Origin of the sequence: uncultured Psychroserpens sp. (assembly GCF_947501425.1) — a bacterium.
GTDB lineage: Bacteria > Bacteroidota > Bacteroidia > Flavobacteriales > Flavobacteriaceae > Psychroserpens.
The window spans coordinates 30,043-47,070 of the sequence record NZ_CANMVN010000007.1 but is presented as its reverse complement, the minus strand read 5'-3'; the positions used below and the strand labels follow the sequence as shown (position 1 = coordinate 47,070).

Below are 17,028 nucleotides of genomic sequence, written 5' to 3'. Positions count from 1 at the left end.
TGTTTAACAGGGGTTTTATGGATTATCATCAAGATCGTTTTGATGATTTTTCACTAATGATTTACAAGAATGAAAAGCTTGTAGCACTATTACCAGCAAATACATTAGAAAATACGGTCTTTTCGCATCAAGGGTTAACCTATGGAGGAATCTTGTTGAATTCAAATATTAAGTTTAAAGACACCTTACATGTTTTAAGGTCTGTATTGAAATTTTTGAAAACGAATGGGATTGATATTATTCATTTTAAATTGTTGCCTTCTATTTATGTTGATCAGCCAAGTGATGAGCTAGCGTATTTAATGTTTCTCGTAAATGCAGATTTAACCAGACGAGACGCCTTAGCTGTTTTGCAAATAAGTGACCAACCTAAGCGTTCTAAAGATAGAATTGATGGTTATAAACGCGGATTGAAACACAATCTCGTGGTCAGGGAAGTTGATAGTTTTGATGCGTTTTGGAATGAGATTTTAAAAGTCAATCTTAAAGAGAAACACAAGACTAATCCAGTGCATACTTTAGAGGAGATAACACTATTAAAACAACGGTTTCCAAAGCATATCAGGCAATTTAATGTGTATAAAGATGATACTATAGTTGCAGGAACAACAGTTTTTGAAACCGCTACTGTGGCACACTCTCAATATATTTCTGGAAATTCAGATAAGAACTTACTAGGAAGTTTAGATTTTCTGCATATGCATTTAATAGATCATATATTCACAGATAAAAGGTATTATGATTTTGGAATTTCTAATGAAAATAATGGCAGGAATGTCAATCAAGGATTGCAATATTGGAAAGAAGGATTTGGAGCCAGAACGATTACACAAGATTTTTATAAAGTAGATACTAAAAATTATAAGTTGTTAGATGATGTAATGCTATGATAAAATTTCTAGACTTAAATAAAATCAATACTAGGTTTGAAGATGAGCTAACATCAGGCTTTCAATCTTTTTTAAATACAGGTTATTACATTAAAGGATCTGAAGTTTCCAGCTTTGAAGAGCATTATGCAGCATACTGCGGAACAAAACATTGTATTGGAGTTGCTAACGGCCTTGATGCACTCACACTCATTTTTAGAGCCTATATGGATTTGGGTCAACTTAAGGAAAATGATGAAGTCATTATTCCGGCAAATACTTATATAGCTAGTATTTTATCTGTAATCAATTCTGGTTTAAAACCTGTTTTTGTTGAGCCAGATGAAGCAACATTCAATATATCACCTTCGGAAATTGAAAAACACATAACACCGCAAACTAAAGCCATTATGGCTGTTCATTTGTACGGACAGTTAGCTGATATGGTTGCAATAAATGATATAGCAAAAACCCATAATCTACTGGTAATAGAGGATGCAGCTCAGGCACATGGAGCTGTATTGTCTTCTGAAGGAAAAAAAGCAGGTAACTTGTCTCATGCTTCAGGATTTAGTTTTTATCCAACTAAAAATCTTGGTGCCCTTGGTGATGCTGGAGCAGTAACCACAAATGATACGGAACTTGCAGAGTGTATTAAATTATTGCACAACTACGGAAGTTCAAAAAAGTACATCAATGAAAAGATTGGTTTCAATAGTCGTTTAGATGAGATACAGGCCAGTTTTTTAAATGTAAAACTTAAGCATCTTGATGATGATAATTCAATTAGAAGGACGATTGCCCAGCGTTATTTAAATGAGATCAAGAACCCAAAAATCAGACTACCTTTTTATGATTTGTCAAATAATCATGTATTTCATGTATTTGTAGTTAGGGTAGACAACAGATCACATTTTATTGACCATTTAGAGAAGTATCAAATAGGCTACTTAATTCATTATCCAATTGCGCCACACCACCAAAAGGCACTATTGCGATATAAATCTTTATATTTACCCATCACAGAGGCTATTCATGAGACTGTAATAAGTATTCCTATGAGTCCTGTGATGACTAATGATGAGATTGAAACAATTATTAATGCCCTAAACCTTTATTAATTGAAGAACTTGATAAAATACATTAATGCTAATGTATTATTTAAAGTTGCGCATCTTAATTCAGCAACTATTGTTACCAAAATTATAGCAGGTATTATTACCTCCAAGGCTATTGCTATATTTATTGGAGTAGAAGGTATGGCACTTATTGGTAATCTCCGAAATTTCTTAAGTGCAATACAATCGGTTTCTATTTTAGGATTTTACAATGGTGTAGTTAAAACCATTGCTAAGTTTAAAGATGATAGTGTCAAATTAAGTCAAACCTTATCCACGGCTTATTATTTATGCTTTTTCTCAACGGTTATTGTTTCTTTTTTGTCGTATTATAATGCTGAATTTATTAATGACCTACTATTCTCTTCAAATTTTAATTACGCTTACATCATAAGAATTATGGCTTTGGCCTTACCGTTCTATGGATTAAATATGATGAGTTTTTCAATAATGAATGGGTTTTCTAACTATAAAATGTTACTCATTATTAATATTATTGGTCAAATTTTAGGGCTCTTAGTTACACTGCTTTTAATTTATGAGAACAATATTGATGGGGCATTAATAGCAGCTGTAATTGCACCATCTTTGATATTTTTGATTACGTTAGTTGGAATAATTAACAGACGAAATCTAATGACCTATATTAAAGTTGATCACTTAAACTTTGATATACTCAAAACGTTTGGGCCATATGCTGCTATGGCGCTTGTGTCTTCTATTGCATTACCATTAATTTCAATCTGTATTCGTAATTATATCATTTCCGAAATTGGTATAAAGGAAGCAGGATACTGGGAAGCAATGAACAGAATATCTGATTATTACCTCATGTTTATCATGTCTATTATTACTCTGTATATTCTTCCTAGGTTTAGTGAGATTGACAGTAAACAAGAATTTAGAAAAGAAGTGTTTGGTTTTTATAAGTCGGTAATGCCAATCTTTGGTTTGGGACTGATATTAATATACCTACTTAAACCTTTTATTGTACCGATAATTTTTTCCGAAGAATTCAAACCTGTTGAAAACCTGTTCTTGTGGCAACTTCTGGGCGATTTCGTAAAAGTGTTATCCATAGTAATTGCATATCAATTTCTGGCAAAAAAGATGTTTGCGCACTTTATTATAATAGAGGTTTTTTTAGTGATAATGTTATACATTTCAAGTGTCTATCTTATTGATGTTTTTGGGGTTGAAGGTGCTGTTATCGGACATTTTATTAGTTATTTAATGCATTATGGCATTGTGTTGCTTATTTTTGGAACATCTCTGTTTGGAATCATTTCTGAAGATTCTAAAGAGTCTTAACTAGATATCGGGTTTAATGCCTAAACAAAGTAATGACTATACGAGTATATTAAAATCTACGTCTCTTTTTGGAGCTGTACAGGTTTTCAATATTATAATTTCAATCATTAGATCAAAAGTTATTGCCATTTGGATTGGTCCTACTGGAATGGGTATTATTGGTCTTCTCATGTCTACATTAAAAGTTATTGGAGAATTTACACGGTTAGGATTAAGTACTACTGCTGTTAGAGAGATTGCACTTACTAGAAATAAACAAAACGACCGAGAATCAGCATTAATAATAGCTACCATTAAAAAAGTGGTATGGTTTACGGGTTTGCTAGGTATTATAGCTACCATTATACTTTCCCCATTATTAAGCCATTTGGCATTTGATAATTACAATTATACTATTGCTTTTATTTGGATATCCTTATCCTTACTATTTAGCCAGTTAACAGCTGGACAGTTAGCTATACTACAAGGCTATAGAAAATTAAACCTGTTGGCAAAAGCCAATTTATTAGGTAATTTTTTAGCGCTTCTTGTTAGTTTGCCACTGTATTATTTTTACAGATTAGATGCCATTGTGCCAGTAATTATACTCTCATCTGTGGTTAGTCTACTCATTAGCTGGTTTTATGCTAACAAAGTTAAATTTGAAAAACTAAAAATTTCTAATAGAGACGCCTACACAAAGGCTAGAGGAATGTTGAGATTAGGGTTTATGTTAAGCTTACAGGCTTCCATAAGTCTAGTAGCAGCATATGTGTTTCAGTTGTATTTGAGTCAAGTTGGTGGTGTAGATGTGGTTGGGTTTTACCTTGCTGGTTTCGTTATACTAAATTCCTACGTTGGTATGGTTTTTAATGCGATGCGGACTGATTATTTCCCGAAGTTATCGGGTATTATAGAATCTCGAGATGAGATCAATAAAACTGTAAGTCAGCAATCTGTTATTGGAATTCTTCTTATTGGTCCACTAGTAGTTGGATTTTTATCATTTTTACCACTAATTATTAAGCTCTTGTATTCTAAAGCATTTTTGGTGATTGTTGGGTTTATGTCTTGGGCTATTTTGGGGATGTTGTTTAAAACTCTATCATGGTCTATGGGTTATGTTATCTTAGCTAAAGGAGACTCAAAGTTATTCATAAAAACAGCTCTGTTTTTTAATACACTAATGCTTGTTCTAAACATATTAGGTTACTATTTTTATGACTTAGAAGGCTTAGGTATTAGCTTTTTAATATATTATATCTGTCATTTTATTGGACTCAAGATCATTACTTCTAAGCGGTATAAATTAGAATTGCACACTGAGTTAATGGGGATTTTTATAGTTTTATTAAGTTTGTCTTTAGCAACTTTTGGCGTGACATACATCAATGATTTGATCTATAAATATGTATTATGTGCATTACTAATTATTATTTCTGGTGTGTATTCGTATTATCAATTGAACAAAAGAGTTAACTTTCAAGTCATATTAAAACGTTTTTTTAAAACATCTAATGAGTAAACCTCAAAGAAATACATCATTTATACGAAGGATGATAAATCGTATTAAATTCTTTTTTACTGTAAATTGGTATAGAACCTTGTATTTTAATTTTAAAATGCTTCCGTTTGATCAAGCCAAAAAACTCCCTTTCTATTTCTACGGAAAAGTTAAGTTCTCAAGTCTGAATGGCTCAGTAAGTATAGAGGCTCCTATTAAAAAAGCGATGATAGGTTTCGGACAGAAATTTGAAAAAATGTCGAGATCAAAAGGAATAGCTGAAATTATTTTAAATGGAAACCTTGTATTTAAAGGTCATGCACATTTTGGGAAAGATGTGTTTTTGAGTGTAGATAAGAATGCTTATTGCGAATTCGGATTTATGGGATGTCTCGGGTCTAATGTTAAGCTTATCTGCACCAATAAAATCATACTAGGTAACTGGTGTGGTATAGGTTACGAATCGCAGTTGGTAGATACGACATCTCATCCTATGAAAAACTCCAAAACTGGAGAATCCTATCCAATGTCAGGAGAGATTATATTAGGAGATTATAATGCCATATCCAATCGTGTGTCTATCATGTCTAATACAAAAACGCCAGATCATTGTGTTATAGCCTCAAATAGTTTGTGTAATAAAGATTATCGTAGTTTAGGTTCTGAAATTCTTTTAGGTGGTGTTCCAGCTAAATTGATTAAAGAGAATTACATCAGAGATTGGGAATCAGAAAAAGAGAATCTTTTTAGGTATAAACGTGTAAAATTATAAACACTTAGCGTATTATACCTTTCTTTGAAATTTGGCAGGATTTCCAAACCAAACTTCATTTTTCGGAACATTTTTATTGACGTATGCCAAAGCACCCAGAACGCTGTTGTCTCCAACGGTTATGCCATGGTGTAATACGCAATTGGTGCCTACAAAAACATTTTTACCTATATGCGCACCACCAATTTGTTCTTTATTGGTGTTAAGATTATTGGTCATAACTCTAGGACTTAAATAGGAGTTGTCACCTATTTTTAAACCTCGAGCCAAAATACTATCGTATCTCACTACAACATTGTTCCCAATTACACAATTCCCTGAAGAACTTACACGAGAATCTATTAAGCAATTTTGTCCAATAACAGTTCCTTTTCTTAATTCAACGTAGCTCTTAATAATGGTATTATCACCAATAACAACATCATCTTCAATGATGCAAAAAGAGCCTATTTGCACGTTTTTTCCAATAGTAGCTTTGTCTGAAATTATATTGCTTATACTCATTTGGCTTTAAAAATATGTTTTATGTCCTGTTTTAAATTGTGATATAATCTCTGTGGATACATCACAATATTATATAAAATAACTTCAAATTTACCCTCTTTGATCCTTATATTTTTAAGTCCGAATTCAGAAGCATTGAAAACACTTGTCTTTTTTGAGGTTTTACTAATATCATTTAAGATATTATTCCCGTGAACAAACTGAATCCAAAGTCGGTCATTATGATTTATAATTATATTTGGGTGTAATTTCCAGTGATGGTGTTCTTTAGAGATAACACTTTCAAAATTTTCTAATGTACTTATCACACTCATAAATGGATTGAATGCTTTTTTTACCAACCTAACGCTGTAATGAGCATTGTTTAATATCAATTGGTAGCCTGAGCTTATGTTTATTGCAGCATTATTTGGCTCTGATAATTCCTGAATGCTTTTAATAAAATCCTTGTGTATGATATCGTCATTATCTAATCGTGTTGTAATAGCATGAGTCTGATGTTGCGTAGCATCTTTTTTTATATAGTCTGATAACTCCGATTCCAAATGATCAAATCCATCGATAAATAATGGTTGAAAGTTTGATAATTGCTGGTTTAAGTCGTCAATCTTTTTGAGATAGTTTTTGGGTGTATTGATATCAAAACACACCAGCCAGGTAAAACTATTGCACGTTTGGTTTTCTACAGATGGAAGACAGTAAGATTCAAAAATTTCAAACCGATGATCCAGCCATTGTTTTGATAAAACATCTTGATCACTTCCTGATATATGCCAATTGGCATTCTTTAAGTTGAATCGGGTAATTAAATAGTGTTTCATATCAAGATTTATGGGCATTCCAAAGCTCAGTATAAGATTTAGCTATTTGAATATAGTGATGTTCTTTTTCAATAAATGATCTAGCATTAGAGCTTATATTTTTTCTGATATCCGGATTTTCGATTAACCAACTTAATTTTTTTACCAGATAATCTACATCTGGTAATGCATTTATAGCAATGGTATCTTTATTTATATTGTAATATTCCAGCCATTCTTGTTCAGCACCTGTAAACACAATTTTGCCTCTTGCCATTGCTTCTAAAGCATTATACCCTTGATCATAAGCATACACTTGATCTAATAATATATCGCAGGAAATATAAAATTTCATATAAGTATCATAGGGAATGTTTTCGGTTCTTATGATTTGCACTCTATCATTATACTTTTCCTTTATGATATGAAGTGCTTTGTCAAAAAATATATTTCCTTTTTTAATGTAGCCTGTTTTATTGACACCATGAAAAATAGTAACTGTATCTTGATGTGAAGGTTCTGTATATGCAATCTTATCGCAGTTTATCGGATTTGGAATCATTCCCAAATAATTATGTACTCCAATGTGTGGTATGTGGTAATCCAAATCTGTAGCGATAATGCCGTTAACATTGTTGTATAAAAATTTGTGTAATTTTTGGTGCTTAGGCTTTAGTTTATTAAGGATGTGTTTATAATATGCCTGATGAGTATTATCATCATGTAATGGTGTTAATATGGAATATCTAAACTTTTTATCCTGAGCAAATTTTACACTTATATAATCAATACCGCAGGATAAAAGGAATACACTTTTATTTTGTTGCATTAGTTTTTTTGTGAGGAAAATTTCAAATTTGGGATAGGTTTTAAGTCCACCTTCATTGATAAGTTGAACACTATCGTAGCCTTTTAATTTTGGTAGGATTTTATAAAATCTGATAGCATTTTCAAGAGCAATTAAATTTATGCCTGTTAGCTTATTTACTAATTTTGAGATGGGATGCCAAAAGGTGTTATTGAAGATTTTTGAACCAATTGGAATATCAACATCATAATTCTTAAATCCGTCTTTATCACCAACTAATGTCACCTCATGATTTAGAGATTTTAAGCCTTCTTTCAAAGAATTGTGTAATCTACTGTACTCACCAACTAATAAAATCCTCACAAATACTATATATTTACGAACATGAACTTGTCCTTTTCAAAAATATGATAAAATGACTAATACCACAATGAAAATATGTGTTGTTGGCATATCACTATCAAAAGGTGGTGCAGAACGTTCTATTTCAGTACTCACAAGTATGTTAACTGAAATGGGACATGATGTGCATCTTGTACTTTTGAATGACCAAATTGATTACCCTTATTCGGGAACCTTGTTTAATTTGGGCGAACATAAAGACAGTGAAAATGATTCGCTTTATAAAAGGCTAAAACGTTTCAAAAAACTACGTCAGTATCTTAAATTGAAACAGTTTGATTTTATCATAGATCATCGCCCTAAGAACAATTACTACAGAGAGGTTTTCTATAAACAATATCTGTACAGAGGGATTAAAACCATTTATGTATTACACAGTTCCAGACAAGTTTTAAACACCGAAATGCAACGAGATCACTTTATTAAAATTCACAAAAATAATTACTGTAATGTAGCGGTTTCTAATTACATCGAAACGGAACTGTTAAAAGTCAACGGGTTACATAATTCAACCACAATATATAATGCTTATGATCCAGATTGGATGCAATCAAGAGACTTGATAGGTCATCCTTTGAAAGGAAAAACATATGTGTTATCTTATGGAAGAATTGAAGATTCAATAAAAGATTATAAGTTTTTAATTGATTCATTCCTGAGATCAAATTTATGGAAAGAAGATGTTTTTCTTGTTATTTTAGGTGATGGTAAAGACAAAGAGACCTTAGAGATGTATGTAAAAGAACATGATGGAAATGATTTTATAGTATTTCATCCTTTTACACCAAATCCGTTTCCATATATTTACAATAGTAAATTTGTAACATTAACTAGTAGATATGAAGGATTTCCAATGGTACTTCTGGAGGCATTGTCCATTGGAGTGCCTGTAGTATCTTTGGATATTATATCTGGTCCCAATGAGATTGTAATCAATGAAGAAAATGGTCTTCTGGTAGCAGATAGAGATACAGGTCTATTTGCAGAATCTATGGTTAAGATGTTTAAGAATGACACGTTATATAAAAAGTGTAAGACGTATGCTTCAAAATCAGTTGAAAGGTTTTCTAAAGAGCAAATCTCTCTTCAATGGGAACAATTATTAAAGGATGAAGAATAGTATAGATAATATTGAGATAATAGAGATACCAAAAATTACAGATCCTAGAGGCAATTTGGCGGTGATTGAAAAAGACTCTATTCCTTATCAAATAAAACGAGTGTATTATTTGTATGATGTGCCTAGTGATGCGTATCGTGGTGGTCATGCACATAAGGAGCAGTTAGAGTTTTTAATTGCCCTTAGCGGAAGTTTTGAAGTGGTTCTTGATGATGGTAAACAAAAGAGAAAAATCATGCTCAATAAACCAGATAAAGGATTATTAATACCTACTGGAATTTGGCGTGAATTGGAAAATTTTTCTTCAGGATCAGTCTGCTTGGTCTTAGCTTCAGATGAGTTTGATGAAGACGATTACATAAGAGATTACAAAGAATTTAAAGATTATAAAGTATCGTAATATAACTTCTTCCCAGTAATTGACTTTAGTTTGAGAAGTAGTGAAATAACCCATTTCGGACTCATAATTAAAATTTTTCTTTTTAATGATAAGCTCCTTAGTGACAGCGAGGTTCTAAAAAACTCAAATGACACACAATCACCATTAAGCTTACTTAATATAGCCAGCGAAAATCTATTTCTATCTAAAAATTTTTTCAGATAAAAATTTGTGTTTTCTTCTTCCTTATACTTGTCAAATTTAGGTTTAAGATTAATGTCAGATGTAGTATTAGACAAGCTTTGTCTATTAAACACATAATACACTAATACCTTACTTACAAATACTACTGGAAAATGTATTCCAAAGCGAATCCATAGATCAGTGTCCTGACCAGACCTGATACGTTCATCGAAATTTCCGGTAATGTCCAAAATATCACGTTTAAACACAGTGCTAGAACCAGATAATGCCGAATGCTTCTGACTTGCCTCAAAATAGTCTAATATTAAAACGTCTTTATCTATTTTGAAACTGTAAGGAACAGGAACGATGTTGTCATCATACTTATGTGCAATTGCACTTGTAAATATAGATTGTGTAGGATGATTATCTATGGTGGTATGCATAGTTTCTAAGAAGTGAGAATCCCAAAGATCGTCACCATCAAGAAGAGCAATATAGCGGCCTTTTGCTAGATTTATGCCGTGGTTTCTAGCATGTGATGCACCATGATTATCTTGATTGATAATCTGTAGTCTGAAATCGTCAAAACGTTCTAAGATCTCTAAACTCTCATCTGTAGAACCATCATTTACTACAATAACTTCAAAATTTGAATAAGATTGATCTAAAACAGATGTCAGAGTATCGGCTACATATGCTGCTTTGTTATAAACAGAAATTATGATAGAAAAATAAGGTGTCATGAATTTTGATCTTGATAACAAATGTAACTCAATTTATAACATTGTAACATAAACACACTTGGTCTCTTGCTTAGCAAATTAGATTTTAAAGAGCTGCCAAATGTCTTGTAGACCCAGGCCCAAATCTTATGGAGTTTATAGGTTTTAAATAGTTTAAATAACTTTAATAAACTATTATCGGTTGTTTTTAATTTGTCCTCAGTGTCTAGTTGTAATAGGTTGTCAATAGATTCTTCAATTTTCTTGAGATAAGAAGCACTAGATTCTAAGCCTAAATGAAACACTTCATTGTCAATATGGAAGACCTTAACAGTCTTTTCTTTTAAAAGCGCTCCAAAATAATTATCATATCCATAACCAGTATTGGTCATATAGGAGCTTAACTCAAGGAATCGTGTTTTTTTAATTAGAAAATTAGCCGATATTACTATTTTGTAAGGTGTTTTGTTTCTGATATGTGCCGATACCTGCTCATTGGATCTTCCATAAGTCCATCTCAACATCAAATCGTCTTCAGGCTGATCCTCTTTATAAGCAAATCCACCATAAACGGCTTCGTAATCAGTATGCAAATACGGAATGTAATTATTAATAAACTGGTTAGTTCTTGGAATGACATCGGCATCTAAAAACAACAACCAATTATAGCTAGCGTTTTCTGCTAAGCTTTTTCTTGTGGCAACTCGTCCTAAGTTGGAATTAGAAACGCGATAGCCAGTATGTTCTAATTGTTCTATTTCAGAATTAATAGTTCTAAAATTGCTTTTTGAACCATCATCCATACATATAATTTCAAATGGTATTTGAGAGGTCAGTAACTGTTCTTGAATGGCAGTTACAAGAGCTCTTATATCATAATTATAAACTGGAATAAGTACAGATAGCATACGACGTTGTAATTAATTCAAAAATACACTTTTTATGGTATTAACTATTTTGAATCCCTATTTTTGGTACAGTAATTGGAAATATCAAATTATGAAACTACGAATATTACATGTGTTCTTTTGTTGCATTGGGCTTTTATTAAATGCTCAAGAGGAGTTTCATGTATTCCCTAAAGATCATACTTCCAATCCTGGAACAGAGAATGGAACAGGTGCAATTGACAATCCATGGGATCTTCAAACCGCATTTGATCAAAAATCGGATGTCGTTAATGCAGGAGATATAATTTGGCTTCACGATGGAATTTACAATGGTAGATTTACCAGTTCACTACAAAGTTTGGAGTCTGATAAATACATCACAGTATCTGCTTATAAAACTGATAAGGTTATTTTAAACGGAAATGTGACATCATCAAAAAAAGCAGTACTTGAAGTAAAAGGTAAACAAGTTATCTATAAAAATTTTGAGGTTACATTTCTAGGTGAATTTACTCGAAATAAAGGTTCTGAAGGTTTTAAAAATGTTGATGGAATAACACATAGTAATGGTATTGATTGTAAGTTCATCAATTTAAAAATCCATAATAATCCAGGTTCCGGATTTGGCTCATGGAAACGAACTGGAGGAACAGAAATCCTAGACTGTTTAATTTTTAACAATGGCTACACCACAAGCAAAAATAGAGGTGGAGGTGTTGGGATTTACGTTCAAAATAATTCAGAGAGCACACGAATTATCGAAAATAATATCATTTTTAATAATTTTTATAAAGGTGTTCAAATCTGGTCTGCTAACAAAAAGGCTAAAGAAGAGTTTGTTAAAAATATCATCTTAAAAAGTAATGTAATCTTTAATAATGGCTCACCAAGTGGTGCATTTAAAGATAATTTGATTGTAGCATCAGACGATAGAAATGGAACAAACATTGCAAAACACATTAAAATCCTCAATAATATTTTTTACCATAATACTGATGTAGGAAATGCTCAAGTAGGAGGTGATGCCGCTTCATTAACACTAGGGTTTCATAAAAATGCACCAATTGAAAACGTTGAGATTAAGAACAATATGATTATTGGTAGAAATAACGGACTTAGAATTCTGCACGCCAAATCGTTAACCTTCGAGAATAATAGTGTCTATTGTGGTTATGTTCATATGCAGTCGTCGGTTTTGGAGCATATGTCTCAATGGCAATTTAAAAATAATACGTATTTCACAAAGAAGAGTTCTAGTTTTAGAATATTAAAACATCAGGATTATGACCTAAATAAATGGCAATCTAATTTTGGTATTGATAGAAACAGTCAATGGAAGCACATTAAGCAATTTGATTTAAAAACCATGGCTACCATAACAAGATACAAGTATCGTAAAGATGCATTTAAGGTAGTCATACTACAAAAGGATGGTGAACCTACTATGGCCGATTTTTCAAAAGCTGGTCTTAAAACTGGAATAAATTATACCATATATGATGTTGAAAATGTTAGTAAGGTTTTAAAAACAGGGACACTCTCCGAAGATTTTAAAATTACATTTCCAATGCAGTTAACAGCCTTCGAAAAACCACTTCATAATACTAAAGCTAAAAAATCATTATCTAATTTTGGTGTATTTATTATTGAGTTTAAACCTCAGGGAACCGAGGATAATTCAGTAGAAAAAAAAGAAGGTGTGATCAAACGGTTTTTTAAATGGTTAGGGTTTTAGCCTTTACGTTGCACCACTTCAAATACTTTGTTCTCGTCACATTTAAGCGTTTTACTCGGATATTTTAGAAGTAAAGCATAATCATGAGTAGCCATTAAAATGGTGTTTCCATTTTTATTAATCTCCAGTAAAACCTCCATAACTTCAATACTTGTTTGCGGATCTAGGTTTCCTGTCGGTTCATCGGCAAGAATAAGTTCAGGGTCGTTTAATAAGGCTCTAGCAATAGCAATACGTTGCTGTTCACCTCCAGATAACTCATGCGGAAATTTGAAGCCTTTAGTTTTCATAGCAACTTTATCTAAAACGCTTTCAATACGTTCTTTAATTTTAGTTTTGTCTTTCCAGCCGGTGGCTTTTAGTACAAATTCTAAATTTTGATTGATGGTTCTGTCTGGTAATAATTTAAAATCCTGAAATACAATACCCAATTTTCGTCTTAAAAATGGAATATCTTTTTCTTTTAAAGTCCTGAGATCGTAATCAACTATGTGACCCTCGCCTTCGGTGAGTTCGAGATCGCCATATAAGGTTTTCATAAAACTACTTTTACCACTTCCTGTTTTTCCAATGAGATATACAAAGTCACCTTTGTTCATTTCAAAATTAACATCAGATAATACCATACTATCACCCTGATAAATAGAAGCATTTTTGAGTTGTAAAACAGTTTCAGACATAGTTTATATGAAGATTTAATAGATGTGTAAATGTATTATAAAAACTAGCAACTACCAATAGTAGAAATTTAAAATCTGTAATGACTTAATAGTAAACGCAAAGTGTAACACAATCTTGCCCGAATAGTCTTTTTAATAACTCGGTGTATAATTATAGCACGATTATTGCGTTATAGCTTATGAGATAAATTATCTTTGACATCAATTAAAAATCGAACCTAATGACTTTCAGAAAATTAACTTTTTTGCTGAGCTTTTTGTTGTTTACGTCTTACTTGAAAGCACAACAAACAGCTACATATACCAGTGATTTGGTAGATTATCAAAAAGCGCTAACGCTCTACAATAATAAGCAGTATCAAGCGGCTCAATCATTGTTTGAATCTATAAAGAACGAAGCGCCAAATGAAACTGTTGAATCCGATTGTGCCTATTATATAGCCAATTGTGCTGTACGGTTAAACCAGCAAAATGCCGATGATCTTATTCAGGAGTTTGTTGATAATTACCCAACAAGTACCAAAAGAAATACAGCTTTTTTAGATGTAGCCGATTACTATTTTACAAATGGGAAATATGCCTACGCCAGAAAATGGTATGATAAGGTAGATGAAAACAGTATAGCCCGTTCTGAACGCGATAAATTTAATTTTAATTACGGTTATACCTTGTATTCTACAGGTGATGAAAGTGGTGCTAATAAGTATTTGAATCGCGTAGTAACTTCAAAAGAATATGGTTCTCAAGCAAAGTATTACATAGGTTTTATGGCTTATGAAGGTGACGACTATGATAAAGCTAATGAGTATTTCGACCAGGTAAGTGATCAGGATAAATACAAAGAAAAGCTATCGTATTATCAGGCAGATCTTAATTTTAAATTGGGGAAGTTTGAAAAGGCTATAGAGCTAGCTTTAGAACAGTTAGATAAGAGTAATCCGCAGGAAAAATCAGAGTTGTCCAAAATTATTGGAGAAAGTTATTTTAACTTAGAACAGTATGCAGAAGCTATTCCGTATTTACAAGCTTACAAAGGACGACGAGGAAAATGGAATAACGTTGATTATTACCAATTAGGATATGCTTATTACAAGCAAGATGATTTTGAAAAAGCCATCTCTGAATTCAATAAAATTATAGATGGTAATAATGCTGTCGCACAGAATGCCTATTATCATTTAGGAGAAAGTTATATCAATCTTGATAAAAAACAAGAGGCCTTGAATGCCTTCCGAAATGCATCTCAAATGGATTACGATTTGAAAATTCAGGAAGATGCGTGGTTAAATTATGCCAAGATCAGTTATGAAATAGGTAATCCTTACCAATCAGTTCCTCAGGTACTCACCAGTTATCTAGATAAATATCCTGACACGAGCTATAAGGAAGAGTTAGAGACCTTATTAATAGATTCTTATATCACTTCTAAAAACTACAAGGAAGCAATCAAACTTCTTGAAAATAAAAAGAGCTTTGAAAACCGTGTGGCTTATCAAAAAGTAGCTTTTTACCGAGGGATAGAAGTGTATAATGAAGGGAATTACAGTGAAGCCTTACAGCTTTTTAATGCGTCTATTGATGAGGCTAAAGATGATGTTTTCACTGCTAGAGCAACCTTTTGGAAAGCTGAAACCGATTATAATTTAAGTGATTTTGATGAGGCCTTGATTGGTTTTAAGCAATTTAAACAACAGCCTAAGGCATCCGAAGTAAATGAAATTACTAATATTGACTATAACATTGCCTATACTTATTTTAAACTCAAAAACTACAATCAGGCTACTGCGAGTTTTCAAACATTTATTGCTTCACATAAAGATGATAAACTGCGTTTAAATGATGCGTATTTAAGACTTGGCGATGGTCATTTTGTGTCTAGTCAATATAATAAAGCCATTGCAGCCTATGATAAAGCTATAAGCATTAATGAGATTGAAGGTGATTACGCTACATTTCAGAAAACAATGAGTTATGGTTATATTGGTCAAGGGTCTAAAAAAATCAACGGACTTAAATCCTTTATTGATGAATTTCCTAAATCTGCCTTACGAGATGATGCCATGTACGAATTGGCAAATTCCTATGTGAAAGCTAATGAGACAGACAAGGCTATGGCTATGTATGATCGACTAACTTCAGAGTATCGAAATAGTGTGTTCATCTCAAAAGCGTTGTTAAGACAAGGCTTAGCGTATTATAATACCAATGATAATGAACGCGCACTAAATAAGTTCAAAAAAGTAGCTAATGATTATCCTTCAACCGAAGAAGCAAGTCAGGCTGTGGCTACAGCACGTTTGATCTATATTGATCTTGGTCGCGTTGATGAGTATGCTGCTTGGGTTAAAACCCTAGATTATGTTGATGTAACTGATGCCGAATTAGATAATACTGCCTATCTGGCTGCAGAGAAGCAGTATTTAGAAAGTAATACTGATAGTGCTATTCGTCAGTTTAATAAATATTTAAACGAATTTCCTAACGGAATACACGCACTTAAATCTCATTTTTATTTAGCCGAATTATATTCCAAAAAAGACTTGCCTGAAAATGCTCGTCCGCACTACGAGTATGTTGTAGGTAGACAAAAAGGAGAGTTTACAGAACAGGCTATCGTGAAATTATCTGAAATTTATTTAAATAACTCTAATTGGGATAAAGCGATTCCGCTACTCAAACGTTTAGAATCAGATGCAGATTATCCACAAAATGTAACCTATGCAGAGTCTAATTTAATGAATGCCTATTATCAAAAGGAAAACTATACTGAAGCTGTGAACTATGCCGAAAAAGCACTTCAAAACTCTAAAATTGATAATAAGGTCAAAAGTGATGCGCAAATCATCATTGCTCGTTCTGCGATTAAAACAGGAGATGAGAACAAAGCCAAAACTGCTTATGCGAAAGTTGAAAAAATTGCAACTGGTGCTCTAGCTGCCGAAGCTTTATTCTACAATGCTTATTTCAAAAATAAAGAAGGAAAACATCAAGCGTCCAATACGGTTGTTCAAAAACTGGCTAGTGATTACAGTAGCTATAAATATTACAGTGCTAAAGGCTTAGTGGTTATGGCGAAAAATTATGATGCACTAGGTGATGCTTTTCAAGCCACTTACATTCTGGAAAGTGTAATCAGTAACTTTTCTGAGTTTGATGATGTTGTTACTGAAGCTCAGGAAGAATTAAATAGAATTAAAGCCATTGAAGCAAAGACAAATGCCTCAGTAGAATCTGAACAAAATTAAGAAT

General features: G+C 32.4%; 15 protein-coding genes. 9 read left to right on the top strand and 6 right to left on the bottom strand.

Annotated elements, in window-relative coordinates; genetic code table 11:
* Positions 1-17 precede the first annotated feature (17 nt).
* From Q0951_RS11480 to Q0951_RS11460, 5 genes are read left to right on the top strand one after another with little or no spacing between them, the layout of a single operon-like run.
* Positions 18-890 carry a GNAT family N-acetyltransferase gene (locus Q0951_RS11480; protein ID WP_299336995.1) on the top strand — a complete coding sequence of 291 codons (873 nt, stop codon included), beginning with the start codon at positions 18-20 and terminating at the stop codon, positions 888-890.
* A complete protein-coding gene (locus Q0951_RS11475) occupies positions 887-1,990 on the top strand; it encodes a DegT/DnrJ/EryC1/StrS aminotransferase family protein (RefSeq protein ID WP_299336993.1) in 1,104 nt (367 codons plus the stop codon). The genes Q0951_RS11480 and Q0951_RS11475 overlap by 4 nt, the downstream gene beginning before the upstream one ends.
* Positions 1,991-3,298 (top strand): O-antigen translocase, encoded by a 1,308-nt coding sequence (locus Q0951_RS11470; protein WP_299336991.1) that lies wholly within the window; start codon positions 1,991-1,993, stop codon positions 3,296-3,298.
* Positions 3,299-3,314: 16 nt separating this feature from the next.
* Positions 3,315-4,802 carry an oligosaccharide flippase family protein gene (locus Q0951_RS11465; RefSeq protein WP_299336989.1) on the top strand — a complete coding sequence of 496 codons (1,488 nt, stop codon included), beginning with the start codon at positions 3,315-3,317 and terminating at the stop codon, positions 4,800-4,802.
* Positions 4,795-5,553 carry a transferase gene (locus Q0951_RS11460; protein ID WP_299336987.1) on the top strand — a complete coding sequence of 253 codons (759 nt, stop codon included), beginning with the start codon at positions 4,795-4,797 and terminating at the stop codon, positions 5,551-5,553. Before Q0951_RS11465 ends, Q0951_RS11460 begins: the two co-directional genes overlap by 8 nt.
* 12 nt (positions 5,554-5,565) lie before the next feature.
* Here Q0951_RS11460 and Q0951_RS11455 read toward each other — a convergent pair whose 3' ends face one another.
* The 3 genes from Q0951_RS11455 to Q0951_RS11445 are packed head-to-tail and all read right to left on the bottom strand — an operon-like array spanning position 5,566 to position 8,028.
* Positions 5,566-6,057, bottom strand: coding sequence for a DapH/DapD/GlmU-related protein (locus tag Q0951_RS11455; RefSeq protein WP_299336985.1), 492 nt, complete (start codon positions 6,055-6,057; stop codon positions 5,566-5,568).
* Positions 6,054-6,878 (bottom strand): glycosyltransferase, encoded by an 825-nt coding sequence (locus Q0951_RS11450; RefSeq protein ID WP_299336982.1) that lies wholly within the window; start codon positions 6,876-6,878, stop codon positions 6,054-6,056. Before Q0951_RS11450 ends, Q0951_RS11455 begins: the two co-directional genes overlap by 4 nt.
* 1 nt (position 6,879) lies before the next feature.
* Positions 6,880-8,028, bottom strand: a complete 1,149-nt coding sequence (locus tag Q0951_RS11445; protein ID WP_299336981.1) for a glycosyltransferase — start codon at positions 8,026-8,028, stop codon at positions 6,880-6,882.
* Between the two features lie 52 nt (positions 8,029-8,080).
* Here Q0951_RS11445 and Q0951_RS11440 point away from each other — a divergent pair, with 52 nt between their 5' ends.
* Both Q0951_RS11440 and Q0951_RS11435 read left to right on the top strand, forming a co-directional pair.
* Entirely contained in the window at positions 8,081-9,187 is a 1,107-nt protein-coding gene (locus Q0951_RS11440; protein ID WP_299336979.1) for a glycosyltransferase, read from the top strand.
* Entirely contained in the window at positions 9,177-9,587 is a 411-nt protein-coding gene (locus tag Q0951_RS11435; RefSeq protein ID WP_299336977.1) for an FdtA/QdtA family cupin domain-containing protein, read from the top strand. Before Q0951_RS11440 ends, Q0951_RS11435 begins: the two co-directional genes overlap by 11 nt.
* Here the strand turns inward: Q0951_RS11435 and Q0951_RS11430 are convergent.
* A complete protein-coding gene (locus Q0951_RS11430) occupies positions 9,572-10,495 on the bottom strand; it encodes a glycosyltransferase family 2 protein (protein ID WP_299336975.1) in 924 nt (307 codons plus the stop codon). The genes Q0951_RS11435 and Q0951_RS11430 overlap by 16 nt on opposite strands.
* Positions 10,492-11,382 (bottom strand): glycosyltransferase family 2 protein, encoded by an 891-nt coding sequence (locus tag Q0951_RS11425; RefSeq protein ID WP_299336973.1) that lies wholly within the window; start codon positions 11,380-11,382, stop codon positions 10,492-10,494. The genes Q0951_RS11430 and Q0951_RS11425 overlap by 4 nt, the downstream gene beginning before the upstream one ends.
* A gap of 91 nt (positions 11,383-11,473) precedes the next feature.
* Between Q0951_RS11425 and Q0951_RS11420 the strand changes: the two genes are divergently transcribed.
* On the top strand, positions 11,474-13,099 hold the full coding sequence (locus Q0951_RS11420; RefSeq protein WP_299336971.1) for a hypothetical protein: 1,626 nt from the start codon (positions 11,474-11,476) through the stop codon (positions 13,097-13,099).
* Here Q0951_RS11420 and Q0951_RS11415 read toward each other — a convergent pair.
* Entirely contained in the window at positions 13,096-13,779 is a 684-nt protein-coding gene (locus Q0951_RS11415; protein WP_299336969.1) for a cell division ATP-binding protein FtsE, read from the bottom strand. The two genes, Q0951_RS11420 and Q0951_RS11415, sit on opposite strands and share 4 nt — an antisense overlap.
* Positions 13,780-14,000: 221 nt before the next feature.
* Between Q0951_RS11415 and Q0951_RS11410 the strand changes: the two genes are divergently transcribed.
* Positions 14,001-17,024, top strand: a complete 3,024-nt coding sequence (locus Q0951_RS11410; RefSeq protein ID WP_299336967.1) for a tetratricopeptide repeat protein — start codon at positions 14,001-14,003, stop codon at positions 17,022-17,024.
* Positions 17,025-17,028: the final 4 nt, after the last annotated feature.

Excerpts from the sequence above, each read along its gene's own strand:
- Q0951_RS11480 (WP_299336995.1), top strand. The coding sequence starts at position 18 with ATGGATTATCATCAAGATCGTTTTGATGATTTTTCACTAATGATTTAC.
- Q0951_RS11475 (WP_299336993.1), top strand. The coding sequence starts at position 887 with ATGATAAAATTTCTAGACTTAAATAAAATCAATACTAGGTTTGAAGAT.
- Q0951_RS11465 (WP_299336989.1), top strand. The coding sequence starts at position 3,315 with ATGCCTAAACAAAGTAATGACTATACGAGTATATTAAAATCTACGTCT.
- Q0951_RS11460 (WP_299336987.1), top strand. The coding sequence starts at position 4,795 with ATGAGTAAACCTCAAAGAAATACATCATTTATACGAAGGATGATAAAT.
- Q0951_RS11455 (WP_299336985.1), bottom strand. The coding sequence starts at position 6,057 with ATGAGTATAAGCAATATAATTTCAGACAAAGCTACTATTGGAAAAAAC.
- Q0951_RS11450 (WP_299336982.1), bottom strand. The coding sequence starts at position 6,878 with ATGAAACACTATTTAATTACCCGATTCAACTTAAAGAATGCCAATTGG.
- Q0951_RS11440 (WP_299336979.1), top strand. The coding sequence starts at position 8,081 with ATGACTAATACCACAATGAAAATATGTGTTGTTGGCATATCACTATCA.
- Q0951_RS11435 (WP_299336977.1), top strand. The coding sequence starts at position 9,177 with ATGAAGAATAGTATAGATAATATTGAGATAATAGAGATACCAAAAATT.
- Q0951_RS11430 (WP_299336975.1), bottom strand. The coding sequence starts at position 10,495 with ATGACACCTTATTTTTCTATCATAATTTCTGTTTATAACAAAGCAGCA.
- Q0951_RS11425 (WP_299336973.1), bottom strand. The coding sequence starts at position 11,382 with ATGCTATCTGTACTTATTCCAGTTTATAATTATGATATAAGAGCTCTT.
- Q0951_RS11420 (WP_299336971.1), top strand. The coding sequence starts at position 11,474 with ATGAAACTACGAATATTACATGTGTTCTTTTGTTGCATTGGGCTTTTA.
- Q0951_RS11415 (WP_299336969.1), bottom strand. The coding sequence starts at position 13,779 with ATGTCTGAAACTGTTTTACAACTCAAAAATGCTTCTATTTATCAGGGT.
- Q0951_RS11410 (WP_299336967.1), top strand. The coding sequence starts at position 14,001 with ATGACTTTCAGAAAATTAACTTTTTTGCTGAGCTTTTTGTTGTTTACG.